A 24,381-nucleotide genomic window follows, 5' to 3' on the forward strand; every position below is an offset into this window, starting at 1 on the left:
TACGGCCGCCTGTACGCCGCTGAGGGCGCCCCCTGCCGCGCAGGGGGCGCCCTCAGCGTGTTTTGCGGCTCCCGGAGGTTCTTTGCTCCGGTGGGCGCCCGGAGGGCCGCGTACGGCCCGTCCGTCGCGTCCGGGTCAGTCGGTCGTGAACTGGCGCATGCCGGGGACGGTCAGCGTCCCGCCGAACTGGGCGGCCTGCACGACCTTCACCTTCGTGAAGTAGATCAGCGGGATGTTCAGCGGCGGCGGATTCTCCGGGTCGAACGTGATCGGTATCAGACCGAGCAGGTTGCCGGAGATGCTCTCCGTGTACATGACCGTCTTGCCGTCGCGGATGGTGGACGTGGTGCCCTTGCCCGCCTGCACGTGGTAGGTCTTGCCGGCCTGCTTGTCGGTGACCGTCTGGTGCAGGTCACCGATGTCGGTGCCGTCGGAGATCACGTACTTGAGGACCTCCTTGACCTTGCCGCTGGCCGTCTTCACCTTGACGATGCCCTGGTAGTCGGCGCCCTTGAGCAGCAGCGAACTGGCCTCCAGCTGCCAGGGGTCGTCGGCCAGGGCGGGAATGCCCTGCTCGACACCGCCCTCGTCGTCGGTGGCGGCCGGGCAGTCTTCCGGGTCGGTGGTGGAGCTCGCGGACGGGCTGGGGGTCGGGGACGCGGTCGCGTCGTCGGCCGCCTTCTCCGCGGTGTCCTCGGCCGCGTCCGTCGCCGTGTCGGTGACGTCCTTGACCGTGTCCTCGGCCTTCTCCACCGTGTCCTTGACCGGGTCCTCGGCCTTGTCCTCCGACGTCTCGGCGGGCTTCTCGGCCGCGGGGGTCGACGCCGAGGGAGTCGGGGTCGGGGTCGCCGTCTCCTCCTCGTCGGGGGTGAAGATGTCCTTGATCGCCTCGCCGAGACCCAGGGGGTCGAGCGGGTTCTTCGACTCGGACGCCGAGGGAGTGGGCGTCGGTGTCGGCTCGGTGTTCTCGGCGGGCGCCTTGGACTCCGAGGCGGACGGCGTCGGTTCGGGCTTGTCGTCGGAACCTGAATCCGGCGAAGAGCCCGAGCCCGGCGTGTCCGAACCCGACGGGTCCGAGGCGCTCGGCTCCTTCTCGTCGTCCGCGGGGGTGCTCGTCGAGGCGGAGGGCGACGGCGTGGGGGACGCGTCGTCCTTGGCCTCTTCGGTCTCCTCCTCCAGCGCGTCGACGCAGTCCTTGTACTCGTCGATCGTCAGGTTCTTCGCCGACGGCTTGTCCTCGGCCCGGGCGAGCGTCGGCGTGAAGCCCATCCCCATGAGGATGGCCGTCGGCATCGACGCGATGGCTATCGCCTTGCCCGCGGGCACGTGCAACCTGGTGAACAACGGCTTCTTGGGGGCTGCGTGCCGCGGCCCGGTTCTCTCACGGACCTCGCCCGCGGGGCCCGCGTGTTGGACCTCGTCAGCCGGCACTGTGCCTCCCGTTCGCCCCGTTGGTCGGGCTCGTTCCTGACAGATCGTTCGGCTCGCTCGCACCGTTGGCCAGTGCGGCCTCCGGGGCGTCTCCCTTGTCCGTACGGTCCGTCTCGGCCGGGCGCGCGGCGGGCTCCTCGCCCGGGGCCCAGGCCACGGCCATTCCGCCGCCCACCAGGGACAGCAGGAAGCCGACGAAGAAGCCTCCGAAGTTGGACACCGGCAGCGAGACCAGGCCCAGCAGGATCGCCGCGACACCGGCGAAGGTCCGGATGTGCTTCTGGTACCAGAGGCTGATTCCGAGAACACCCAGGAGCACGCCGATGATGAGAGACCCCGCACCCGCGGTCGTCGCCATGGCCAGCGTGAGATGCCCGATCTGCAGGTTCGCGTACGGAAGGTATGCGATCGGGAATCCGGCGATCAGGATGAACAGGCCCGCCCAGAACGGCCGGCCGCCCCGCCAGGCACGGAACCGCAGCCGCCAGATGTGGAATTGACCGCGCGCGGCAGGAGTCTCGGCGCTCATGGAAAACAGCTCCCTGGAACGGCATTGCTGAGGGTTTCACGTACTACGAAAAGGGACGGGCGGGTGAGGCAGCGCAGGCTCCCTCACCCGCCCACGGAGTGCCTAGTAGCACTCCTGGACACCCTTGGACAGCGACATCTTCAGGCCGCTGAGCTTGAAGGTGCCGGCGGTGGTCGCCCACGCCGTCTGCTTCACGTCGGTCAGCGTGGCCGAGTCGGCCTGCTGGGCGAATCCGTAGGGGTTCGCCTGCTCCTTGCCGCCCTTCATACCGGGGCCCTTGTCGGCGTTCCCGGCGGCAACACCGATGTCGATGTTGCGGAAGGTCGCGTTGGCCTGGAGGTCCTCGACGTCGATGTAGAGGTTCTCGGCCTCGACCGGCTTGCCGCCGCCGCCGGCCTTCAGCGTCAGGCTGACGGAACCGATCAACGGGATGTCCGGGGTGACCACGGACTGGCACATGTTGGTGATCTTGGCGCTCTTGAACGCCGACACCGCAACCGGGCGCGCCGTCTTCTCACCCTTGAGCGTGTAGCCCTGGTCGATGGCCCCGTACTGCGAGAAGCCAACACCGTCGAGCTGGTCCGCCGTCACCTTGAACGACTGACCCGACACGCTGAACGACGCGGCGAGAGCACCCTGAGCCAGGGCGACACCTATCACGGCGGTCGCGGCCACGCTGGGCACCATGACTACCGCGAACCGCTTCCATCTGGTCCCGCCACGCACCTGGGACTCCATATTTCCTCCTTCTCGGACGTACATCTCCGGCCCTGGCTGCCCCCAGACGGCGGCTCAGCCGGGCAGGGATGGGAGAAGTGCTACGTCCTCGGGAAGGAGAGCGCCCCAACCCGGAGGCGCGGAACGCACCCGAATCACCGGCGATCACCCCCGAGCGACAACCACTGGTCGCGCCTGAACACTTCACGCACAACCTGCCGGACAGGCTCCGCCGAACGGCGAAGACCCCCCTGCCCAAGGGCCGGCTCCACTGCCGCCGTCCCTACTCGGTGGGGACCCAAGGAAACCCGCTGCCCCGATTGGCTGTCGGAGAAGGGGAATGGACCGAGCGTCGCCGATCGTGGTGCATTCTCGCCGCCCGCACAAGGGGGTTCGTTACTGGCTAGTAACGGCCGGATAACCGAACAACGACCCGTCGGTATCGGCCGACAACTCTGGGTGGCACCAAGGGCGGTGACAAAGTGATCGAACCTTGGACGGAATCCGACAGATCACCGCCCCTGGCTTACTCGCAGTAACAGCGGCCGCGTTTACCAAGTTTTGGTAAAACGCGGCCGCAGTATCGCTCTGTCGCCAAATTCTTCACTCGGGCACCACGGGTCCCGACGTTTAGCGACTGGTCAGAACAGGGCCCGGGCCAGCGCCCGGCGCGCCGCGGCGACACGCGGGTCGTCGGCGCCCACCACCTCGAAGAGCTCAAGAAGCCGTACGCGCGCCGCGTCCCGGTCGTCACCCGCTGTACGCGCCACCGCGTCGACGAGCCGCCCGAAGGCGTCCTCGACATGGCCGCCCACCAGGTCCAGGTCGGCGGCGGCGATCTGCGCCTGCACGTCACCGGGGTTGTCGGCGGCCTCCTTGCGCACCTGCTGCGGGTCTGCGCCCTGCACCCGCTGGAGCAACTCGGCCTGGGCCAGGCCCAGCTTGGCCTCCGTGTTGCCCGGGTCGTCACTCAGCACGTTCTTGTACGCCTGCACCGCGCCGCCGAAGTCGCCCGCGTCCAGGGCCTGTACGGCGGCTTCGAGCAGCGCGTCGTACGGACCGGCCGGGACCTGGGCCTCCACGGGCTGCCCGCCCTGCGCACCCTGCTCGCCGTCCGGGTCGACGGTCAGGCCCGTCAGACCGAAGCGCTCCTCGGCGACCTGCACGAGCTGGTCGAGGGTGCCCCGGATCTGGGCCTCGGGGGCGGCCCCCTGGAAGAGCGGCAGGGCCTGGCCGGCCACCACCGCGAACACCGCCGGGATCCCCTGGATCCCGAACTGCTGCATCAACATCTGATTCGCGTCGACGTCGATCTTGGCGAGGACGAACCGGCCGTTGTACTCGGCGGTGAGCCGCTCCAGGAGCGGGCTGAGCTGCTTGCACGGCTCGCACCACTCGGCCCAGAAGTCGATGACGACCGGCACTTCGGTGGAGCGCTGCAGGACGTCCCGCTCAAAACCCGCCTCGTCGACGTCGATGACGAGACTCGACGGCGACACCGCGGAGACGGCTCCGCCGCCCTGCCGCGCCGCTTCCGCACGCGCCTGCTCCGCCTTCGCCTTGGCCTCTTGGGCCGCCTTCACCGCGGCGAGGTCGACGACTCCGCTCATGGACATGTTCCGTGGCTGCATGCGTCTATCCTCCCCCCTCCGCGCGCCTCTGTGAAAAGCGTTGTGAAAGCTGGTCGATTACGTGGTCCAGTACCGGTCGACGTCGGTCCTGGCGCCGGGTCCCCACCTGGCGCCGCGCGGTTGTCGCTCACGCACGAGCTTTCGCTACGGGTCGTAGCGTAACTCTCTCCGGGGAATCGCGGCAGACGCATTTCGGTGATCTCCCTCACGGCTCCACCGAATCCCCATACTCAGAGTCCCCGGATATGGTCACCGGCATGCAGAGCCGCACCTCCGCCCCTCGTACCGGGCGTCCCCGCAGCGCCGCCGCGGACGCCGCGATCCTGGCGGCGACGCGTGCGGCTCTCGTCGAACTGGGCTGGTCCAAGCTGACGCTGGGGGACGTGGCGACACGGGCCGGGGTCGCCAAGACGACCCTCTACCGGCGGTGGGCGGGCAAGAACGAGCTCGTGGTCGACGCGGTGGCGGCGCTCTTCGACGAGCTGGAGCTGCCCGACCGGGGAAGCCTCTCGGCGGACATCGAGGGCGTGGTACTGCAGTTCGCGGCGATCCTCGCCCGCCCCGAGGCGAAGAGCGGGCTCATGGCCGTCCTCGCCGAGTCGACGCGGGACGACGCGCTGCGGGAGCGGATCCGGGCGTCCGTCGTCGACCGTCAGAAGCGGCTGGTCGTGGAGGGGCGGCGGCGGGCCCAGGTCCGTGGCGAACTCCCTCCGGAGTCCGACCCCTCGGCCGCCGCCCGCACGGTCGATCTCATCTTCGACATGGTCGCCGGCGCGGTGGTCCACCGCACCCTGGTCTGCGCCGAACCGGTCACCCCGACGTGGGTCCACGACTTCACCCGGGTCCTGCTCCTGGGCTTGTCGGGCGCGGCGACGACCGAGGCTTGAACCCTTTTCTCGCCCCGCCGCCCCTACCCTCCCCACTCTCGGCTTCGCTCGAGCGGGGGGACCCCCATCGTCACTAACTCAGGGGCTCCGCCCCCGAACCCCCGTATGTTGGGCGCGGGTGGCGTGTGGCTGGTCGCGCAGTTCCCCGCGCCCCTGAAAGACGGGGCTGCGCCCCTGTCTTTCAGCCCGTCCGGCGTTTGAGGACGAGCGCGTTCAGCGCGATACCGGGGGCCTGGGGGCGGATCCCCCAGAAAGGGACGGGAATGGGCAGGGGCGGCGGGGGCGGAAAAACGGCTAGAACCCCGCCGGTTCCGTGTACTCTCCCCACTCTTCCCGGAGGGCGTCGCAGATTTCGCCCAGGGTCGCCTCGGCCCGCACCGCCGCGAGCATCGGGACGATCATGTTCGACCCGTCCCGCGCGGCGGCAAGCATCGCGGCAACAGCGGCCCGCACAGCCGACTCCGAGCGAGAACCCCGCCGCCCCGCGAGCACCCGCACCTGCTCCCTCTCCACCTCGTGCCCGACCCGCAGAATCTCCAAGTCACCAGTGACAGAGCCGTGGTGGACGTTGACACCGACGACCCGCTTCTCCCCCTTCTCCACAGCCCGCTGGTACCGGAACGCCGACTCCGCGATCTCCCCGGTGAACCACCCGTCCTCGATCCCCCTCAGAATCCCGGACGTGACGGGCCCGATCGGATGCACCCCGTCGGGATGCGCCCGCACCCCCCGCTCCCTGATCCGCTCGAAGATCCGCTTCGCATCCGCCTCGATCCGGTCCGTCAACTGCTCGACGTACCAGGAACCGCCCAGCGGATCCGCGACGCCCGCGACCCCCGTCTCCTCCATCAGCACCTGCTGCGTACGCAGGGCGATCTCCGCGGCCTGCTCGGACGGCAGGGCGAGCGTCTCGTCGAGCGCGTTCGTGTGGAGGGAGTTCGTGCCGCCCAGCACCGCCGCGAGCGCCTCGACCGCCGTACGGACGACGTTGTTGTACGGCTGCTGGGCCGTCAGCGAGACGCCCGCCGTCTGCGTGTGGAAGCGGAGCCACTGCGCCTTCTCGGACCGCGCCCCGTACACGTCCCGCATCCACCGCGCCCAGATCCGCCGCGCGGCCCGGAACTTGGCGATCTCCTCGAAGAAGTCGACGTGCGCGTCGAAGAAGAAGGACAGTCCCGGCGCGAAGGCGTCGACGTCGAGTCCGCGCGACAGCCCCAGCTCCACGTACCCGAACCCGTCCGCCAGCGTGTACGCCAGTTCCTGCGCGGCCGTGGAGCCGGCCTCGCGGATGTGGTAGCCGGAGACGGACAGCGGCTTGTACGCGGGGATCGACGAGGCGCAGTGCTCCATCAGGTCGCCGATGAGGCGCAGATGCGGCTCGGGCCGGAAGAGCCACTCCTTCTGCGCGATGTACTCCTTGAAGATGTCGGTCTGGAGCGTGCCGTTGAGCACCCCCGGGTCCACGCCCTGCCGCTCGGCTGCCACCAGGTACATGCAGAAGACCGGGACGGCAGGTCCGCTGATCGTCATCGACGTCGTCACGTCGCCCAGCGGGATGCCCTTGAACAGGACCTCCATGTCGGCCGCGGAGTCGATCGCGACCCCGCAGTGGCCGACCTCGCCGAGGGAGCGCGGATCGTCGGAGTCGCGCCCCATGAGCGTGGGCATGTCGAAGGCCACGGAGAGCCCGCCCCCGCCGTCGGCGAGGATCTTCTTGTAGCGCTCGTTGGTCTGCTCGGCGTTCCCGAACCCGGCGAACTGCCGGATGGTCCACGTCCGCCCTCGGTAGCCGGTCGCGTGGAGCCCGCGCGTGAAGGGGTACTCCCCCGGCCAGCCGATCCGCTCGAACCCGTCGTACTCGTCCCCGGGCCGCGGCCCGTACACGGGCTCGACCGCATCCCCGGAGAGCGTCGTGCGTGTCCAATCCCTTGAGGGCTTCGCCCCCGAACCCCCGGCGGCCTCACGCTTGTGCGAGGCGTCGTACCGGGCCTGCCAGCGACGGCGGCCCTCCTCGATGGCGTCAGCGTCCATACCATCAAAATTACTAGGATGTCCTAGTAATTGTCGACGGCAAACCGCCACAGATCACACCTGTGGCGGTGGTGGCGAAGGGGCGCCTAAGACGTCGTCACGCCTTGGCGACCGCGCCCGCGTCCTCCGTGACCTTGGACTCCAGCTCGCGGCTGACCTTGCGCTCCACGAAGAAGGCGGCCGTGGGGACGGTGCCCGCGAGCAGCACCCACAGCAGCTTCGGGACCGGCCACTTGGCCTTGGAGCCCAGGTCGAAGGCGAAGACCAGGTAGACGACGTACAGCCAGCCGTGCGCGACGCTGACGACACGCGTGAAGTCCGCGGCGCCGTCCAGGTCGAGCACGTACTTGCCGATCATCCCGAGGACCAACAGGACCAGCAGGACACCGGTGACGTAGGCCATGACGCGGTAGCGGGTCAGCACGCTCTTTTTCATGGCTACGAGCGTAACGACCGGTTCCGCACGATCTTCCGCCACCCCCGCCCGTCGTCGGGGCCCGGCGACGGGCCCCGCAAGGGGCGCGGGGCGGGACATCATGCGGTCCGCCGCGTGGGCGCGACCAGCCCCCACCCATCCGCGGTCGGCGAACCGCACCCGGCGGAGCTACTCGTCGAAGTCGTTCGCCGCCACCCTCAGCGGACGCAGCATCGCGAAGATCTCCCGGCACTCCTCGGCGTCGTACACACCGAGGCCGAAGTCCATCAACATCAGGTCGCGGGTGGCGGCGTCACAGACCTCGCGGCCCTTGTCGGTGATGGAGGCGAGGGTGCCGCGGCCGTCGTTGGGGTTGGGGCGCTTGTCGACGAGTCCTGACCGGGCGAGCCGGTCCACGGTGTTGGTCACCGACGTCGGGTGCACCATCAGCCGCTCACCGATCTTGGACATCGGCAGCTCGCCGGCCTTGGAGAAGGTGAGCAGCACCAGGGCCTCGTAGCGCGCGAACGTCAGCTCGTACGGCTTGACGACCGCGTCGACCTCGGCGAGGAGGATCTGGTGCGCGCGCATGATGGAGGTGATCGCGCCCATGGACGGCACGGATCCCCAGCGTTGCTTCCAGTGCTCGTCGGCACGGGCGATGGGATCGAAGGCAAGACTGAGCGGCTTCGGCACGGCAAAGACCCTACCGGCCGGTCATATCGTGGTCAGCCCCGTCTCGCGTATCGATATTCGCCCCCTTTTCCAAGGCCTTGCCCGGTCTCCTTCCGGGTCCCTTTCCCGGCCACTCGGCCGCCCCCTTCCCCTCGCCCTCTCCGGTCCTTCCCGTACGCCGTACCTCCACCGCCAGGAGCACGCAGCACACGGTCCCCACCGCGCCGACGCCGCCCACCACCGTGCTGACCGCCCAGAACTCGGCGGCCGCACCGGCGAGCGCCATGCCCACACCCTGGATCGTCATCAGCCCGGCGGTGTGCACGGTCATGGCCCGCCCGCGCAGTTCCTCGGGCACGGCGTCCACGAACCAGCGGTCGAGCCCGAGGGTGTACGCGCCCGCCGACCCGGCGAGCACCAGCACGAGCAGGATCCAGCCGAGGCCCGGGTGCAGCGGGTAGAGGAGGAGCGGCAGCAGTCCGGCGCCGGCCAGGGGCAGCACGATCCGGGAGCGGGCCGCGGGAGACAGGGCGGCGCCGGCGTACAGCTCCCCCGCGATCGTGCCGACCGGCATCGCGCACATCAGCAGTCCGATCCAGGCCGTGCCGACACCGATCTCGTCCGCGTACGCGGCGGCCAGTGCCTCGGGTGCCACGACGAACATGGGCGGCACCCACAGGAGCAGCAGCAGCGCCCGGATCCGGCGGTCGCCCAGGACCTGCCGGGCGCCGGAGAGCGAGTACCGCACGAGCGCCCCGCCTCCGGCCCGGGCCGGTCGGCGCCGGGTGCCCAGCCGCAGGAGCAGCGCCGAGGCGAGGAAGGTGCCCAGAGTGACGGCCAGTGCTCCGCGCGGCGGGACCACCGTGAGCAGGATCCCGCCGACGCCGAAGCCCACGAGCACGGCGCTCTGCGACACGATCCGCAGCAGGGAGCGGCCGAGCACGAACAGGTCGCCGTCGCCGAGGATGTCGGTCAGCGTGGCCATCCGTGTGCCGCTGAACACCGGTGACACGGCAGCGATGACGCACCGCAGCACGAGCAGCGCGGCGACGGGTGTGGCCGGCAGGGCCATCAGCGCCGCGCACCCGGCGCACACAAGGTCGCAGACGACGAGCACCCGCCGCGGCGGGAACCGGTCGGCCACCCCGGACAGCAGCGTGCCGCCGACGAGGTAAGGGAGGAAGCCCAGCGCGAACACCAGGGCGCTGAGCAGCGGCGACCCCGTGAGCTCGTACACGAGCACGGTCAGGGCGATCTCGCTGACGACGACGCCGAGCAGCGAGAGGGCGTGTGCGAGGAACACGGCACGGAACTCGCGTACGGCGAAGACGGGACCGTAACCGGTCTTCTCGGGGGTGGGCAGCGTCGACGTGCCCCTGTTCTCTTCCGGCATGCCCGGCAGCGTGCCTGCGCACGGGCCGCCCGTCGTAGAGTTTCGGTGTCAGCCGAATCTTCGCGACCGACCTCGGCGGGAGGGTCCGTGCCGTTCCATCTGCACTTCGGCGAGGACGACCTCCTCAGGTGCCGCTTCGCGGTGTCCCCGCTGTGGGAGACCCAGGAGGCGGTCCGCACCCTCAACCGCCCCGAGCGGCACGGGTATCACGCGCACTGGCTCCGTCGTACGCGTTCGGCGGCCTTGGAGCTCGATCTGACGCCGCTGTGGCTGCTGATGCCCCAGCGCGGGCACACCCCGGACTGGCTGGGCCCTCCGCCGCTCGGCCCCTCGGCCACGTTCGACGAGGAGATCGCGGCGGTCCGCGGCGCCGATCCCGAGGCGGCCCGCGAGGACACCGCGCTGGCGCTCGCGGACACCCCGGGCGCCCTCGAATCCCCGCGCGGGCGCGCCCTGCCGGCCGACCCGGTCCGCATGATCCAGGAGCTGACCGACCTGCTGGCGGCGGCCTGGCGCGCCCTCGTCGAGCCCGACTGGCCGAGGCTGCGCGCCCTCCTGGAGGCCGACGTGGTCTTCCACTCGCGGCGCCTCGCCGAGGTGGGCCTGGGCGGGCTGCTGTCCGAGCTGGACCGGCGGTTCGCCTGGGACGCGGGCACGCTCACGATCGACGTGAAGGGCGAGCACGTCCGCGAACTCGGCGGCCAGGGCCTGGTCTTGATGCCCAGCGTCTTCTCCTGGCCGGACGTGGTGAGCGGCTTCGAACCGCCCTGGCAGCCGACGCTGGTCTATCCGGCGCGCGGCATCGGGGGCCTGTGGGCCGAGCCGTCGGACCGCACGCCCGAGGCGCTCGTACGGATCCTCGGCCACGGCCGGGCCGCCGTCCTGACCGCGCTCGACGACCCCGCCACCACGACGGGCCTCGCGCACCGCCTCGGCCTCGCGCCCTCGTCGGTGTCGGCGCATCTGTCGGCGCTGCGCGACGCGGGCCTGCTCGTGTCGCGCCGGTACGGACACCAGGTGCTGTACGAGAGGACGCCGCTGGGCATCGCGCTGGCGTCGGGCGGCGCCTGACGCCCCGGCGCGAGCCTTACAGGAGGCGGCTGCCCACGGTGTCGCACCCCTGCCGGTCAAGTCCGATATGTCACGATAGTCGGACATCGTCACTGACCGTCACCTTCGCCCAAGGGGGCAGGATGTTCCGGCAGACCCGTACCCGTACCCTCGCGGCGCTCGCCGTGCTCGGACTCGTGGCGGGCTGCTCGTCCGCGCCCGAGGCCGACACGGCCACCGCCGCCCGTGAGACGTCCGCACAGGCGAGCCCCGCCGCCGGTTCCCCGTTCTGGGTCGACCCGGCGAGCCCCGCGGCCCAGCAGGTGCAGCGGTGGGAGCAGCAGGGGCGCGAGCGCGACGCCCGGCTCCTGAAGCTCATCGCGGACCGGCCCGCCGCGATCTGGCCCTCCGCCGAGCGCCCCGAGCCGAAGATCAGGGAGGCGACCGCGGCGGCGGCCCGGGAGGGGCGTACCGCGGTCTTCGTCGCGTACGACATCCCGAACCGCGACTGCGGACAGCACTCGGCGGGCGGGGCGGACGGCGCGGACGCCTACCGGGACTGGATCGACCGGTTCGCGCGGGCCATCGGCGACAGCGAGGCCCTGGTCGTGCTGGAGCCGGACGCGGTCGCGCACATCGTGGACGGCTGCACCCCGGGCGAGTACCACGCCGAGCGCGAGCAGATGCTCACCGAGGCGATCGTGCGGCTGAAGCGGCAGCCGCGGACGAAGGTGTACCTCGACGCGGGCAATCCGGCCTGGATCCGGGAGTCGTGGAAGCTGGTCGAGCCCCTCAAGCGCGCGGGTGTCACGAACGCCGACGGGTTCGCCCTGAACGTCTCCAACTTCCAGACGGACGAGACGACGAAGGAGTACGGCCGCCGGCTCTCGGCGGACCTCGGCGGCAAGCACTTCGTCGTGGACACCAGCCGCAACGGCAACGGCCCGCTGGACGGCGACCCCTCCCAGGCCTGGTGCAACCCGCCGGGCCGGGCGCTGGGCACCCCGCCCACCAAGGACACCGGCGACCCCCTCGTGGACGCCTACCTGTGGATCAAGCGCCCCGGCGAGTCGGACGGACAGTGCCGCGGCGGCCCGTCGGCGGGCCAGTGGTGGGCGGACTACGCCTTGGGACTGGCCCGCAACTCCAAGGCGTAGGGCCCCGTAAGGGGCGCGGGGAACTGCGCGACCAGCCCCTACCGACCCGCAGACACAAACCGCCGACCAAGCGGAGCGTCACCGCACCTGGACCCACTTCGCCTCGGACGATGTCCCGTCCGCGTCCGTCACGAACAGCATGTACCAGCCGGGCGGCACCAGCGTCCGGTCCTTCGGTACGTCCACGGTGACCGAGTCCTTCGTCTTCGTGAGCCCGAGCGCGATGGACCGCTGCTCGACGTCCGTGCTGTGGGTGACCGCGCTGGGCCGCATCAGACGGGCGTTCACGATCCGGTCCGGGTACCGGGTTGCGAAGGTCGCGCGGCCCTCGCCGTCGACCTCCTGCGGACCGTCGCCCAGTACGGGACGGGTCTTGGCGTTCTTGTGCAGGGTGGGCGGAGTGTAGATCTCCATGCGCTGCTCGAAGTGGCCGAGCTTGGTGTTCTGCTGGTCGTCGAAGAGCGGGTCGGAGCCGAACGTGGCGACCCGGCCGTCGGGCAGCAGCAGCGCCTCCGAGTGGTAGTTGCGGCCGACCCTGGGCGAGGCGGCCGAACGGAAGGAGTTGGACTTGGGGTCGTAGAACTGCGCCTTGAGAATGTTGCTGGCGCTGCGCCCGCGGTAGTCCGAGGAGCCGTTGGACGTGAACACCGAGTCGTCCGGCATGATCACGCTGTTCAGGTAGCGGGTGCCCTGCGGCAGGTTTGGGCCGTCCTCGAAGACGGGGTTGTCCTTCTTGAGGTCGATGACGGCCGTGCGCGAGGTCGCCTTCTTGGACTCGCCGACGCCTCCGCCGCCGAGGATCATCACCTTCTGGTCCTGGGCCGGGGGCAGCAGCAGGGACGCCGACGTCTCCGTCTGGTCGGTGTCGCTCAGCCCCGGCACCTTCTCGAACTTGTTGGTCTTCAGATCCCACAGACCGGGTTCGCGCCCCATGGTGGCGGGCCCGTAACCGGCGTTCGAGGCCGGGTAGAAGAGCTTGCCGCCCTTGGTGAGGAAGAGGGCGGGATAGGTCGGGAAGTAGCGCTTGGGGCCCGGGGCCCACTTCTTGGTCCTCGGGTCGTAGATCTCGTTGTCGCCGGGGTCGATCACCCCGACGTCGTCGAGCCCGGAGACCGCGAGCACCCGCCCGTCCTCCAGACCGACCAGCGTCGGATACCAGCGGGCCTTGTCCATCGGCGCGACGGGCACGTACTTCTCCGCCGTCGGGTCGAACTCGTACGCGGCCTTGATCCCCTGGAAGTCCTGCTTGTCCATGGTGATCTTCTCCGAGAGGCCGTACGTGTTGGCCGCCTCCTTCCCCTTCAGGCCGACGATCTCGTACTGGGCCTGCTTGCGCGTGACCGACCGCGGTCCCACCTCGGCGGCCTCGACGAAGACCCGGGCCTCGCTCGCGGTGACCTTCGTCTTCCAGGGCTGCATCACACCGGCCCTGTTGTACGTGATGTCCTGTGTGCGCTTGGCCTTGGGGACGGTGACGGCGAACCTGCTGACGTACTCCACACCGGTCGGCGACCGGAACCGGGTGCCCTTCTTGAGGACGACCGGCTTGTCGGGGTTCTCGTTCTTCACGCGCATGCCGCCGCCGGCCCGGTCGACCTCGCCGTCGAGCAGCTCGTAGCGGGCCGTGCCGCCGGCCACCAGCATTCTGCCGCTGGGGAGTTGGGCGTGCCCGGCGCAGAAGAAGTCGTCCGGGGTGGGGATCTTCTTGAAGGTGTCGTTCCTCGGGTCCCACAGGACGGTGTCGAAGGAGCCCTTGTCGAACTTCTTCTGCTCGTTGCCGGAGCCCGCGACGATCAGCACCTTGCCGGTGTGCAGGAGCGCCGCGTGGATGGCGTTGGTGCGGAACTCCTTGGGAATGTCCAGGTTCTTCCAGGATCCGTACTTCGCCTTGTAGCCGGGCTGGGCGATCTTGTACTCGTAGTACTGCTCCGAGGCGAAGCCGATCGCGGCCGGGGCGTTGAGTCCGGCGAGCAGCGCGACGCCGCCTATGCCGAGCAGCCTCTTCTGGGTCTTCTTCGAAGGGCGGTAGGCCATGGCCTAGTTACCTCCTGTCGTACCGCTGGAAACCGTCCCGCTGGAGACCGTCCCGCTGGGGAGCGAGCCACTGGGAAGCGTGCCGCCGGCGCTGAAGGCCGGCGTGGGTGCGGGCTCGCCGTCCGGGATCCGGGCGACGGCCGGGGTGGCGACGCGCGGCCGGGCCCGGCGCGCCTGGAACCGGGTGCCCAGCCAAACGCCGACCGGAGCGAGGGAGATGGCCAGGGCGAGGGCGGCCCAGGTGCGCATGGCCGCGTGCGTGTGCCCGAGGACGAACGACGCCACCAGCGAGGCCGTCAGGACGACCGCCCAGAACAGGTGGATCCGGAAGGTCAGCACCCGGTCGGGGCTGGCGCCGCCGCCCTTCGGGGTGACCACGAAACGGCTGGGGCGGCGGACCACGGCCGCGCCGAGCGACTTGAGGTAGATCGGCGCGGAGAGGGCCGACATCGCCATGCCGGCGAGGCCGCCCGAGCCTTCCGGTTCGTGCGGGGAGACGTTGTGCCGCCGGTTCCAGAGATAGAGGCCGATCTGGAGGGCGGCGGCGTCGCTGTAGAGCATCAGCCACATGGAGGCGGCGACCTGGGTGCCGGACGCGCCGAACCACAGGAACAGGACGCAACTGAGGATGCCCAGCAGCCAGTTGACGGCCGTCATCGGGTAGTAGACGAGCATCATCGTGTACGAGAACAGCCGGCCGGGCGGCATCGTGAAGGGTGCCTTCCAGTACTGCTTGAACAGCGTCTCGTACGTACCGCGCGACCAGCGCATCTGCTGGGTGAAGAAGTCGGTCCAGGACTCGGGGCCCTCCCCCACGGCCAGCACGTCGGGTGTGTAGACCGACTGCCAGTGGTGACCGGTCCTCGGGTTCTTGTGCCGGTGCAGCTCGAACCCGGTGGCCATGTCCTCGGTGATGGAGTCGTACAGGCCGCCGACCTGCCGGACGGCCGCGATCCGTACGACGTTGTTGGTGCCGACGAACATGGGGGCGCGGTAGCGGTTGCCGGCCCGCTGGATCAGCGCGTGGAACAGGAACTGCTGGGACTCGGCCGCCTTGGTGACCGGAGTGTTGTAGTTGCCGTACACCTGCGGGCCCACGACGAACGCGACGTCCGGGTCGCGGAAGTAGCCCATCATCCGCTCCAGGAAGTCGGGGAGCGGGACGTGGTCGGTGTCGACGGAGGCGAAGTAGTCGTACTCGCCGCCGTGCATCGCGATCCACGCGTTGTAGTTGCCGTGTTTCGTACGGGCCTTGTGGACGCCCTTCGCCCTGTTCCACTCGGGGACGCCGTGGCGCGTGAAGTGGTGCACGCCGAGCTCCGCGCAGAGGGCCTTGGCCTGTTCGTCGTCGCCCTCGTCGAGGAGCCATACGTCGACGCCGTGGGGGCCGGGGTGGGTGACCCGGACCGCGCCTTCGAGGGTGGCGCGGACCATGGAGAGGGGTTCCTTGCCCGGTACGTACGTGGTGAGGAAGGCGACCCGGGTTCCGGGCTCCGGGAAGACGGGTATCGGGTCCCTCGCCACCATGGTCGCGTGGGCGATGGAGACCACGTTGACGACCATGAACAGCTCGATCAGGCCGATGGATATGAGCATCGCGATGTCGAGGCCGACCAGCCAGCGGGCGCCGCCCTCTCTGGCGACCCAGTGGGTCGGCCAGACCAGGTAGACGAGGAGCAGCCCCGTGAGCAGCGGGGCGAGCGTCATGAGCAGGACGGCTCGTATGCGGTGTGGCTCGCGCGACAGGAGCTTTGTGTACTGCACCCGGTACGCGGTGCCGGACGGCTCCGTGAGCGGTCCGGCCAGTTGGCTGTGGGTGTCGTAGTCGTAGCCCTCCGGCCGCACAGCGCCCTCCAGTGATCGAACGAGCCGATACCCACACAAAAGTGGCTTTTGGTCGGCGTGTCGAACGGAGGGGGTCCAGTTGGGGGGTAGGGGGACGAGGCTTTCTCGGTTCGGCTGCGGCTGAGTGGGGGCTGGTCGCGCAGTTCCTCGCGCCCCTGAAAGATTGCGCAGTTCCTCGCGCCCCTCAGGTGCTTGGGGGCGCGGGGAACTGCGCGAGCAACCGACGACGGCCGGCACGTAACAACGGCGGGGGCACGTCCTTCAGGGGCGCGGGGAACTGCGCGAGCAACCCACGACGACCGGCATGCGACGGACCGGCCTCGGCCACCGCTTTCAGGGGCGCGGGGAACTGCGCGACCGGCCCCCCACCGGCCCGCACTCACCACGCAACCCCGCGGCAGCGGCACCGCTACACCGACAGGTGTCGCTCCACCGTGTCGACCTTGGACGTCAGTCCGTCGGTGACACCGGGCCTGATGTTCGCCTTGAGGACGACGGACACACGCGGCGCCCGCTCCTCCACCACGGCGACGGCACGCTTCACGACGGCCATCACCTCGTCCCACTCCCCCTCGATCGAGGTAAACATCGCGTCGGTGCGATTGGGCAGCCCCGACTCCCGCACGACCCGCACGGCGTCGGCGACGTACTCCCCCACATCCTCACCGACACCCAGCGGCGTCACGGAGAAGGCGACGATCATGCGTTGACGATCCCTTCGTTGCGGGCGCGGGACGCGATCAGCGCGCTCTCCGCCTCACGCTTGAGCCTGCGCTCCGCGAAGAAACCGCCGGTCGGCAGCACGGAGAGCACGAAGTAGAGGGCCGCGGTCTTCAGGTCCCACTTGGCGCGGTTCCAGGCGTCGGCCCAGAAGATCAGGTACAGGATGAAGAGGACGCCGTGGACCATGCCCATCACGGGCACCGCGTTGAAGTCCGTCGTCCGCTTCAGCACCGAGCAGACCAGCAGGAGCAGGAAGGAAACGGCCTCGGGGGCCGAGACCAGACGGAGACGACGGAGGGCGGAGGCGGTCTTGATGTCCACGAGTCACCTTCGGTGGGAGGAGTCTGGGGTGGATTCGGAAGGGATGCCGGTGCCGCGCCGATGCTTTGTGAACGCACGCACAAGCTTTCCCATTGAAACATCCGGGCCCCGGCCGCCCGGCCGCGGGGTCCGGGCCGGCGGCACCCGACAGACCGGACCCCGAGGTGTCTTCAGGGACGGATCATCCCGAAGGATCTGTTCGGCGACCAGGCCCGACGGCTACCGTCATCACCGTGGCGATGTTCCGACTCCAAGGCAGCAAGGTGCTGGCCGTCGACATGACCGGCGACGCCGTGAAGGCGAAGAACGGTTCGATGGTGGCGTACGACGGTCAGATGGCCTTCAAGAAGCTCAGCGGCGGTGGCGAGGGTATCCGCGGCATGGTGACCCGCCGGATCACCGGTGAGCAGATGACCCTCATGGAGGTGAAGGGGCAGGGGACCTGCTGGTTCGCCGACCGGGCCGGCGAGATCAATCTCGTGAACCTCCAGGGCGACAAACTCTTCGTCGAGTCGAGCAATCTGCTCGCGACCGACTCCGGCCTGCGTACGGGCACGTCCTTCACGGGGCTCAGGGGCGCCTCGCAGGGCAACGGGCTCTTCACGACGACCATCGAGGGGCACGGCCAGGCGGCGATCATGTCGGACGGGCCGGCCGTGGTGCTGCGGGTCAGCTCGCAGTATCCGCTGACCGTCGACCCGGGGGCGTACATCGCCCATCAGGGCAACCTGCGGCAGTCCTTCCAGTCCGGTGTGACGTTCCGCACGTTCATGGGCGAGGGCGGCGGCGAGGCCTTCCAGATCCGCTTCGAGGGCGACGGCGTCGTGTACGTACAGCCCAGTGAGCGCAACTCGATCGCGGGAGATGTGTGACATGCCCTTCCGTGAGATCAACTCGAAGATGATCGAGGCCACGGTCATGCCCGGGCAGCGGCTGTTCAGCCAGCGCGGCGCGATGCTCGCCTACAAGGGCGAGGTGTCCTTCACCCCCAACATGCAGGGCGGCCAGGGCGGCCTCATGTCGATGATCGGACGGCGGGTGGCCGACGAGGCGACCCCCCTGATGACCGTCGAGGGCTCCGGCACGGTCCTGTTCGGGCACGGCGGCCACCACATCCAGGTGATCAGCCTCACGGGCGAGACCCTGTACGTGGAGGCGGACCGGCTGCTGGCCTTCGACGGCACCCTGGAGCAGGGCACGATGTTCATGGGCTCGCAGGGCGGGGTCATGGGCATGGTGCGCGGCCAGATGACGGGTCAGGGGCTGTTCACCACGACCCTCAAGGGGCACGGCAGCGTCGCCGTCATGGCGCACGGCGGGGTCATCGAGGTGCCGATCAGCCCGCAGCGCCCGGTGCATGTCGACCCGCAGGCGTACGTCGCCCACCACGGGGACGTACGCAACAAGCTCTCCAGCGCGCTCGGTCTGCGCGATCTGGTGGGCCGCGGCTCGGGCGAGGCGTTCCAGCTGGAGCTGACCGGGAGTGGTGCGGTGTACGTGCAGGCGTCGGAGGAGAAGCTGTGACCACCTACCCGGGCACGGGCCCCGTGATCCACGACCCGTCGACCCTGCCGGTCGACGACAACGTGAACGCGTACACCTTCTGCGTGGAGCTCAAGGGGAGCGAGTGGTTCCTGCAGAAGGGCAAGATGATCGCCTACTACGGCTCGATGGAGTTCAACGGCATCGGGCACGGCCGTCTCGACCGGCTGGTGCGGACGAGTTTTCATTCGCCGTTGCACGCGAGCGACTGGGTCGTGGCCTCCGGCTCGGGCAAGATGCTCCTCGCCGACCGGGCCTTCGACGTGAACTCCTTCGACCTGGAGGAGGGCAACCTGACCATTCGCTCCGGCAACCTCCTCGCTTTTCAGCCAAGTCTCGCGCTCAAGCAGTCGATCGTGCCGGGCTTCCTCACGCTGATCGGGACGGGCAAGTTCGTGGCCGCGTCGAACGGTCCCGTGGTGTTCATGGAACCCCCGATCCGGGTCGACCCGCAGGCCCTGGTCGGCTGGGCCGACTGCCCCTCGCCGTGCCACCACTACGACCACGGGTACATGACAGGCCTGATGGGCGGTCTACGTGCACTGACGGGCATGGGAGGGGCCTCCGGGGAGGAGCACCAGTTCGAGTTCGTGGGTGCCGGCACGGTGCTGCTCCAGTCCAGCGAGGCCCTGATGGCGGAGCAGGCCGCGGGCGCGGTCCCGAACCAGGCCGGAGTGCCGGGTGGTGGCGGGGCGCCCGGCCACCAGGGACAGCAAGCCGGCGCACCGCGCCTTCCCGGACAGCTGGGAGACCTCCAGCGTCGCTTCGGGCTGTGAGCGGTAGTCTGCGGAGTGTGACGTCGAACGTGTGCGCGCCGTCACGCAACCCTCACTAGTTCCCTTTTCAACATCTTAGGTAGAATTCATACATGGAGACCGAGACGGCCACTCGCTGGCTGACCGAAGCGGAGCAGTGCGCCTGGCGCACCCACCTGGAGGTCAACAGGCTGTTGACGTATCAGCTCGAAAAAGACCTCCAACCGTTCGGCCTGACGATGAACGACTACGAGATCCTGGTGAACCTCTCCGAGTCGGAGGGCGTGCGGCTGCGGATGAGCGACCTCGCGTCCGCCACCCTCCAGTCCAAGAGCCGCCTCTCCCACCAGATCACCCGCATGGAGAACGCGGACCTGGTCAGGCGCGAGAACTGCGAGTCCGACCGCCGTGGGCTGTACGCCGTGCTCACGGACCACGGCATGGAGACGATGAAGAAGGTCGCGCCTCATCATGTGGCGTCCGTGCGGCGGCACTTCATCGACCTCCTCTCGCCGGAGGCCCTGGAAGAGCTCCACAAGTCCCTGACCCCGATCGCGGAGCACCTGCGGGGGCAGCGGGGACGTTCGTAGCGCAGAAAGCGACCGGCCGAGCAGGTCGGGCGAAGTCCACTGCAGTTCGGCGGCGCCCTGGAGGGGCGCGGGGAACTGCGCGACCTGGGGGCACCTCCCGGCCGAAGGCTGGGGGACCATGACGGCGCCGCAGACGAACGACGGCGCATCGCGGCCCTTCCGGCGAAGCGCTCAGCGCAGCGGCAGGCGGAGTTCGAACAGGGCTCCGCCTGTCGGCGCGTCCTGGACGGTGAGCGATCCACCGTGCCGGACGGCGACGTCGCGGGCGATGGCGAGGCCGAGACCGGCTCCGCCGTCGTCGCGCGTACGGGCCTCGTCGAGCCGTACGAACCGCTCGAAGACCCGCTCGCGCTCGGCGGCGGGCACGCCCGCGCCGTCGTCGGCGACCCCGACGACCGCCCACTCCCCCGCGCGCCGCACGGTCACGGCGCCCGAGGTCCGCGTGTGCCGCTGCGCGTTGTCCAGCAGATTGCCCAGCACGCGCGCCAACTGCCCGCGCGACCCGGCCACTTCGGCGGACTCGGCGTCCACGGACACCTCGACCCGGTCCCCGACCCGCTGGCCCGCCTCCGCGCGCACGAACGCCGCCAGATCCAGGCGCGCGTCCGAGGGCCGCTCCCCCGTGTCCAGCCGGGCGAGCAGCAACAGGTCGGCGGCCAGCCGCTGCAGCCGTACGGTGTCCTCGACGGCACCGTCCACATCGAGCAACTCCGGGTGCGCGGCGCCCACTTCGAGCTGGGTGCGCAGCGAGGCGATGGGGCTGCGCAGCTCGTGCGAGGCGTCGGCGACGAACGCGCGCTGCCGCTCCACCGAGGTCTCCAGGGCGGCGAGCGTCTCGTTCGTCGTACGGGCGAGGCGGGCGACCTCGTCGTGGGTGGCGGGCTCGGGGACGCGCCGCGAGAGATCCTCGGAGGCCGTGATGGCGGCCATCTCGGCACGGATCCCCTCCACGGGGCGCAGGGCCCGCCTGGTGACGACGTACGTCACCCCGCTGACCGTCAGCAGCAGCAGGGGCAGGCCGATCAGCATGGCCGTCAACGCCGTGCCGACGGCGTCCTTTTCGGCGGAGAGCGGAGCGCCCGCGTAGACGGTGAGCGGGACACCCCCCTGTGTGACCACGTCGACCCCGGCGAACCGGTAGTCGGCCGTCTCTCCTTCGACGGTCGCGGTGCCCTGGCCGTACCAGGTCTCGTCGGCGATGTCGCCGGCTTCGAGAGCGTCCTCCTCGTCGGCCAGCCCCTCGTCCGTGTCGCCGGCGTCGTCGTTGGCGACGGAGTTCAGCCGGTCCGAGGCCTTGGCAACCACGCTCATGTCCTCGACGTCCTCGCCGAAGGCGACGGCCTTCCCCTTCCGGTCCAGGACCTCGACGGGGTTCTCGTCGCCGTCCGGCAGGTCGAGATCGTTGTACGCGAGTCCGTTCGACAGTGCCGAGGCGGCGTTGCGGGCCACCGAGTCGGCCTCGGCGTCCGCCTGGCCGATGAGGCTGGCCCGCAGCGCGAGCAGTACGGCGGCGCCCGCGGCGACCAGGGCTATGGCGACGACGAGGGTCGCGGCGAGCGTGGCGCGGGCCCGTACCGATCTCATGCGCCGCCTCATGCCCGTGCCTCCAGTCTGTATCCGGCCCCGCGTACGGTCCTGATCAGTTCCGGGCCGAGCTTGCGGCGCAGGGCGCTGACGTAGACCTCGACGATGTTCGGGTCGCCCTCGTACGCGAAGTCCCAGACGTGCTCCAGGATGTCGGCCTTCGACACGACCTCCCCGGCCCGCACGACGAGCTGCTCGAGGACGGAGAACTCCTTGGTGGTCAGGGTGATCTCGTCGTCCGCGAGGAACACGCGCCGGGCGGCGGTGTCGACCTTCAGGTGCCCGGCCTCGTACACGGGCGAGGCTCCGCCCGACGGGCCGCGCCGCCGCAGGAGCGCCTTCACCCGGGCGACGAGGACGACGTAGGAGAACGGCTTGGTCAGATAGTCGTCGGCGCCCGTGTCGAGGCCCTCCGCCTCGTCGTACTCGCCGTCCTTGGCGGTGAGCATCAGGATCGGCACGTCGTGTCCCGCGGCGCGCAGGGCGCCGCACACGCGGTAGCCGTTCATCCCGGGCAGCATGATGTCGAGGATGACGAGGTCGTACGAGCCCTCGCCGGCCATGTGCAGCCCCTCCAGGCCGTCGTGGACCACGTCCACGGCGTATCCCTCGGCCGTCAGGCCCTTGGCGAGCGACAGGGCGAGCCGCTTTTCGTCCTCCACGATCAACAGGCGCATGCGCCCAGCTTGGCAAACCGAACCTGAAGACACCTTCAGGAGGCTTCAGGTCGGCTTCAGCGTCGGTCCGCCAGATTGGTTCCCGTCGACAGCAGACGAGGCGGACAAGCCACTGCAACCGGCGACACCATCCGTTACTGGTTGCAACCAGTCGCATTCTGGAGGAATCCCATGAAGCGCAACATCGTCATCGCCACCATCGCGGCCGCAGCCCTGATCGGCGGCGGCACCGCGACCGCCATCGCGGTCTCGGGTGACGAAGAGGCGCCGGCGAAGAAGTCCAACGTGCAGGTGTCGAACGACGACACCGGCCGCGGCGACGACGCCAATGTGAACGACACCGACGACAACGACGCGGACGACAAGGCGGACGACAGGGCCGACGCGGCCGAGGACAAGGCCGCGAAGGACACCGGCGAGGACGCCGAGGACAAGGCCGAGAACGCCGCCGACGCCAAGGTCGCGCAGGTCGACGCCGCCGACGCGATCAGGGCGGCGCTGAAGAACACCGCCGGTACGGCGGTCTCGGCCGACCTGGACGACGAGGGCACGAAGCACGTGTGGGACGTGGACATCCTCACCAACGGCGGCACCTGGCACAGCGTCCAGGTCGACCCCGCCAACGGCAAGGTCGTCGGTTCCCACGTCGACCGGGACGACGACGGCGACGACGCCGCCGAGACCGCCCAGATCCGTGCCGCCCTGAAGGGCAGCTCCGTCACCGCCGCCGAGGCCGCGGAGGCCGGCGCCGCCAAGGGCACGGTGACCTCCGTCGACCTCGACGAGGAGAGCACGGACAAGGCCTGGGAGGTCGACACCACGGCCGCGAACGGCACCGGCAGCGACTGGAGGGTCGACCCCGACTCCGGCAAGGTCACGGCTGACCGCTCGAACGACTGACGTCTCCTCCTCCCTCCCCAGGGACCACAGGTAAGGGCACCCGGCACCGGGTGCCCTTACCGGCGTTCGGGGGCCTGTTCCACCGCGCCGGCCTCCGTCTCCGCCTTCTGCTCCTGCTCCTGCTCCTGCTCCTGCTCCTGAGGCAGTGCGCGCGGATACCGGGTGCCCAGGCCGACGGCGGCGGCCGCGAGCAGCGCCGCCCCGCCGGCCAGGGCGAATCCCGCCTCCAGGGGCAGGCGGCCCACCAGCAGTCCCGCGGCCGCCGAACCCGTCGAAATGCCCGCGTTCACCGCGGTGTTGACCCAGGCGCCGGCCTGGACCCGGGCGCCCGGCGCGGCGGACTCGTCGGCCACCAGATACGCGGTGGTCAGCGCCGGGGCGACGAAGAACCCGGCACACACGACGGCGGCGGTGAGCGTGGCGAGGCCCGGGGCGAGCCCGGCGACGGCCAGGGCCAGGCCGAGGCCCACCGTCAGCGCCGGCAGTCGCACCCGGGTTCCGGTGCGCCACTCGACCACGCCGTACAGCAGCCCGCCCACGGCACTCCCTGCCGACAGCGCGGCGAAGATCCACGCCACGGTGTCGTCCCCGTGGCCCCGCTGCTCGGCGAAGGCCGGCACGAGAAGGTCGACGGCTCCGAGCGCGAGCCCGACGCCCGCGGCCACGACGACGGGCTGGACGAGTCCGCGCTCGATCCGCGTCCGGGTCCGGGTCCGGGTCCGAACGCGGGAGGCCCGTACGGCGACGCCCTTCACCGCGGGTGAGGTGACGAACGCCAGGGTGCCGACGCCCACCAGCAGGGCGCTGACGGCGACCCCGGCGGCCGGGGGCGCGAACCCCACGACCACTCCCACCAGCAGCGGCCCCGAGACGAACAGCAGTTCCTCGGCGACGCCGTCCAGGCTGTACGCGCGCTGCAACAGCCGCCTGTCGGTGACGAGTTCGCCCCACACGGCCCGCATGGTGGGCCCGAGGGGCGGGGTGCACGCGCCCGCCGCGACGGCGACCGTGCCCAGGAACGGCGCGGGTGCGCCGGGGCGCCAGGTCGCGGCGGCGAGCGTGCCGAGCAGACCCGCGTACAGCGCGGCCATCGGCAGCAGTGCGCGGCGCGGGCCGTGGCGGTCCACCAGGGCGGCCCGCAGGGGCGACAAGAAGACACTCGCGGCGCCGAAGAGCGCCATGACGATGCCGGCCACGGCGTACGAGCCGGTGGCGCGGCTCACCGCCAGCATCACGGCCAGCGAGACCATGCCGTACGAGAGCCTGCCGACGAGGGCGGCTGTGAAGGTGCGAGTGGCGTGGGGCGTGCGTAGTACCGCGGCGTACGAGGGCCGCGTTGAAGGCGCAGACATGCGAAGGGTTCCTCAGAAAGAGGGCGCCGCCGGGGTGGGCGTGCGCCCGGGCGACGGGGACGCCTGTGCTCCGCGACGACTGCGCCTACCGCGCTGCCGATCGCGGGCCGGGGCGGGCCCTATGCCAAGAGGAGGAACACGC

23 protein-coding genes are annotated in these 24,381 nt (G+C 70.2%); 8 read left to right on the top strand and 15 right to left on the bottom strand.

Annotated features, from left to right (window positions below):
- Positions 1-135: 135 nt before the first annotated feature.
- From O3Q52_RS00965 to O3Q52_RS00980, 4 genes are all read right to left on the bottom strand, one after another.
- Positions 136-1,431: a hypothetical protein gene (locus O3Q52_RS00965; protein ID WP_269646844.1), complete on the bottom strand. Its 1,296-nt coding sequence runs from the start codon at positions 1,429-1,431 to the stop codon at positions 136-138.
- Complete coding sequence (locus O3Q52_RS00970) at positions 1,421-1,960, bottom strand: DUF6114 domain-containing protein (protein ID WP_055614528.1); 540 nt, start codon at positions 1,958-1,960, stop codon at positions 1,421-1,423. Before O3Q52_RS00970 ends, O3Q52_RS00965 begins: the two co-directional genes overlap by 11 nt.
- Before the next feature lie 102 nt (positions 1,961-2,062).
- The gene (locus O3Q52_RS00975; RefSeq protein ID WP_269646845.1) at positions 2,063-2,698 is read right to left on the bottom strand and encodes a DUF6230 family protein; all 636 of its coding nucleotides are present in this window, start codon (positions 2,696-2,698) and stop codon (positions 2,063-2,065) included.
- A gap of 620 nt (positions 2,699-3,318) precedes the next feature.
- Complete coding sequence (locus tag O3Q52_RS00980; protein WP_269646846.1) at positions 3,319-4,308, bottom strand: tetratricopeptide repeat protein; 990 nt, start codon at positions 4,306-4,308, stop codon at positions 3,319-3,321.
- Positions 4,309-4,565: 257 nt separating this feature from the next.
- Here O3Q52_RS00980 and O3Q52_RS00985 point away from each other — a divergent pair, with 257 nt between their 5' ends.
- Entirely contained in the window at positions 4,566-5,195 is a 630-nt protein-coding gene (locus tag O3Q52_RS00985; RefSeq protein ID WP_269646847.1) for a TetR/AcrR family transcriptional regulator, read from the top strand.
- Between the two features lie 294 nt (positions 5,196-5,489).
- Here O3Q52_RS00985 and O3Q52_RS00990 read toward each other — a convergent pair whose 3' ends face one another.
- The 4 genes from O3Q52_RS00990 to O3Q52_RS01005 all read right to left on the bottom strand — a co-directional run bounded on the left by O3Q52_RS00990 (position 5,490) and on the right by O3Q52_RS01005 (position 9,709).
- Positions 5,490-7,226 carry a methylmalonyl-CoA mutase gene (locus O3Q52_RS00990; RefSeq protein WP_269646848.1) on the bottom strand — a complete coding sequence of 579 codons (1,737 nt, stop codon included), beginning with the start codon at positions 7,224-7,226 and terminating at the stop codon, positions 5,490-5,492.
- A 97-nt stretch (positions 7,227-7,323) separates the two neighbouring features.
- Complete coding sequence (locus O3Q52_RS00995) at positions 7,324-7,662, bottom strand: DUF3817 domain-containing protein (protein WP_189845567.1); 339 nt, start codon at positions 7,660-7,662, stop codon at positions 7,324-7,326.
- 168 nt (positions 7,663-7,830) lie between these two features.
- Positions 7,831-8,337, bottom strand: coding sequence for a MarR family winged helix-turn-helix transcriptional regulator (locus O3Q52_RS01000; protein WP_269646849.1), 507 nt, complete (start codon positions 8,335-8,337; stop codon positions 7,831-7,833).
- Between the two features lie 10 nt (positions 8,338-8,347).
- Positions 8,348-9,709: an MFS transporter gene (locus O3Q52_RS01005; protein ID WP_269646850.1), complete on the bottom strand. Its 1,362-nt coding sequence runs from the start codon at positions 9,707-9,709 to the stop codon at positions 8,348-8,350.
- Positions 9,710-9,796: 87 nt separating this feature from the next.
- Here O3Q52_RS01005 and O3Q52_RS01010 point away from each other — a divergent pair, with 87 nt between their 5' ends.
- A complete protein-coding gene (locus O3Q52_RS01010; protein ID WP_269646851.1) occupies positions 9,797-10,780 on the top strand; it encodes a DUF5937 family protein in 984 nt (327 codons plus the stop codon).
- Positions 10,781-10,902: 122 nt separating this feature from the next.
- On the top strand, positions 10,903-11,916 hold the full coding sequence (locus tag O3Q52_RS01015) for a glycoside hydrolase family 6 protein (RefSeq protein ID WP_269646852.1): 1,014 nt from the start codon (positions 10,903-10,905) through the stop codon (positions 11,914-11,916).
- A gap of 78 nt (positions 11,917-11,994) precedes the next feature.
- Here the strand turns inward: O3Q52_RS01015 and O3Q52_RS01020 are convergent, their stop codons facing one another.
- The 4 genes from O3Q52_RS01020 to O3Q52_RS01035 all read right to left on the bottom strand — a co-directional run bounded on the left by O3Q52_RS01020 (position 11,995) and on the right by O3Q52_RS01035 (position 16,839).
- Complete coding sequence (locus tag O3Q52_RS01020) at positions 11,995-13,950, bottom strand: kelch motif-containing protein (RefSeq protein WP_269646853.1); 1,956 nt, start codon at positions 13,948-13,950, stop codon at positions 11,995-11,997.
- Between the two features lie 3 nt (positions 13,951-13,953).
- A complete protein-coding gene (locus tag O3Q52_RS01025) occupies positions 13,954-15,795 on the bottom strand; it encodes a cellulose synthase catalytic subunit (protein ID WP_269646854.1) in 1,842 nt (613 codons plus the stop codon).
- Between the two features lie 409 nt (positions 15,796-16,204).
- The gene (locus tag O3Q52_RS01030; protein WP_269646855.1) at positions 16,205-16,498 is read right to left on the bottom strand and encodes an MTH1187 family thiamine-binding protein; all 294 of its coding nucleotides are present in this window, start codon (positions 16,496-16,498) and stop codon (positions 16,205-16,207) included.
- Positions 16,495-16,839 (bottom strand): DUF3817 domain-containing protein, encoded by a 345-nt coding sequence (locus tag O3Q52_RS01035; protein ID WP_269646856.1) that lies wholly within the window; start codon positions 16,837-16,839, stop codon positions 16,495-16,497. The genes O3Q52_RS01030 and O3Q52_RS01035 overlap by 4 nt, the downstream gene beginning before the upstream one ends.
- A gap of 239 nt (positions 16,840-17,078) precedes the next feature.
- Between O3Q52_RS01035 and O3Q52_RS01040 the strand changes: the two genes are divergently transcribed.
- The 4 genes from O3Q52_RS01040 (at position 17,079) to O3Q52_RS01055 (ending at position 19,726) form a co-directional block, all read left to right on the top strand.
- Positions 17,079-17,711 carry an AIM24 family protein gene (locus O3Q52_RS01040; protein ID WP_269646891.1) on the top strand — a complete coding sequence of 211 codons (633 nt, stop codon included), beginning with the start codon at positions 17,079-17,081 and terminating at the stop codon, positions 17,709-17,711.
- 1 nt (position 17,712) lies between these two features.
- Complete coding sequence (locus O3Q52_RS01045) at positions 17,713-18,363, top strand: AIM24 family protein (protein ID WP_269646857.1); 651 nt, start codon at positions 17,713-17,715, stop codon at positions 18,361-18,363.
- Positions 18,360-19,157: an AIM24 family protein gene (locus tag O3Q52_RS01050; RefSeq protein WP_055617943.1), complete on the top strand. Its 798-nt coding sequence runs from the start codon at positions 18,360-18,362 to the stop codon at positions 19,155-19,157. Before O3Q52_RS01045 ends, O3Q52_RS01050 begins: the two co-directional genes overlap by 4 nt.
- 92 nt (positions 19,158-19,249) lie before the next feature.
- Positions 19,250-19,726: a MarR family winged helix-turn-helix transcriptional regulator gene (locus O3Q52_RS01055; RefSeq protein WP_269646858.1), complete on the top strand. Its 477-nt coding sequence runs from the start codon at positions 19,250-19,252 to the stop codon at positions 19,724-19,726.
- Positions 19,727-19,897: 171 nt separating this feature from the next.
- Here the strand turns inward: O3Q52_RS01055 and O3Q52_RS01060 are convergent, their stop codons facing one another.
- Positions 19,898-21,322 (bottom strand): HAMP domain-containing sensor histidine kinase, encoded by a 1,425-nt coding sequence (locus O3Q52_RS01060; protein WP_269646859.1) that lies wholly within the window; start codon positions 21,320-21,322, stop codon positions 19,898-19,900.
- Positions 21,319-21,987, bottom strand: coding sequence for a response regulator transcription factor (locus O3Q52_RS01065; RefSeq protein ID WP_269646860.1), 669 nt, complete (start codon positions 21,985-21,987; stop codon positions 21,319-21,321). Before O3Q52_RS01065 ends, O3Q52_RS01060 begins: the two co-directional genes overlap by 4 nt.
- Before the next feature lie 171 nt (positions 21,988-22,158).
- Here O3Q52_RS01065 and O3Q52_RS01070 point away from each other — a divergent pair, with 171 nt between their 5' ends.
- Positions 22,159-22,887, top strand: a complete 729-nt coding sequence (locus O3Q52_RS01070) for a PepSY domain-containing protein (RefSeq protein ID WP_269646861.1) — start codon at positions 22,159-22,161, stop codon at positions 22,885-22,887.
- 56 nt (positions 22,888-22,943) lie between these two features.
- On the opposite strand, the gene O3Q52_RS01075 is transcribed toward O3Q52_RS01070, so the two are convergent.
- A complete protein-coding gene (locus O3Q52_RS01075; protein WP_269646862.1) occupies positions 22,944-24,239 on the bottom strand; it encodes an MFS transporter in 1,296 nt (431 codons plus the stop codon).
- Positions 24,240-24,381 lie beyond the last annotated feature (142 nt).

The sequence above is a fragment of the Streptomyces sp. ActVer genome (assembly GCF_027270795.1).
GTDB classification, from domain to species: Bacteria; Actinomycetota; Actinomycetes; order Streptomycetales; family Streptomycetaceae; genus Streptomyces; species Streptomyces umbrinus_A.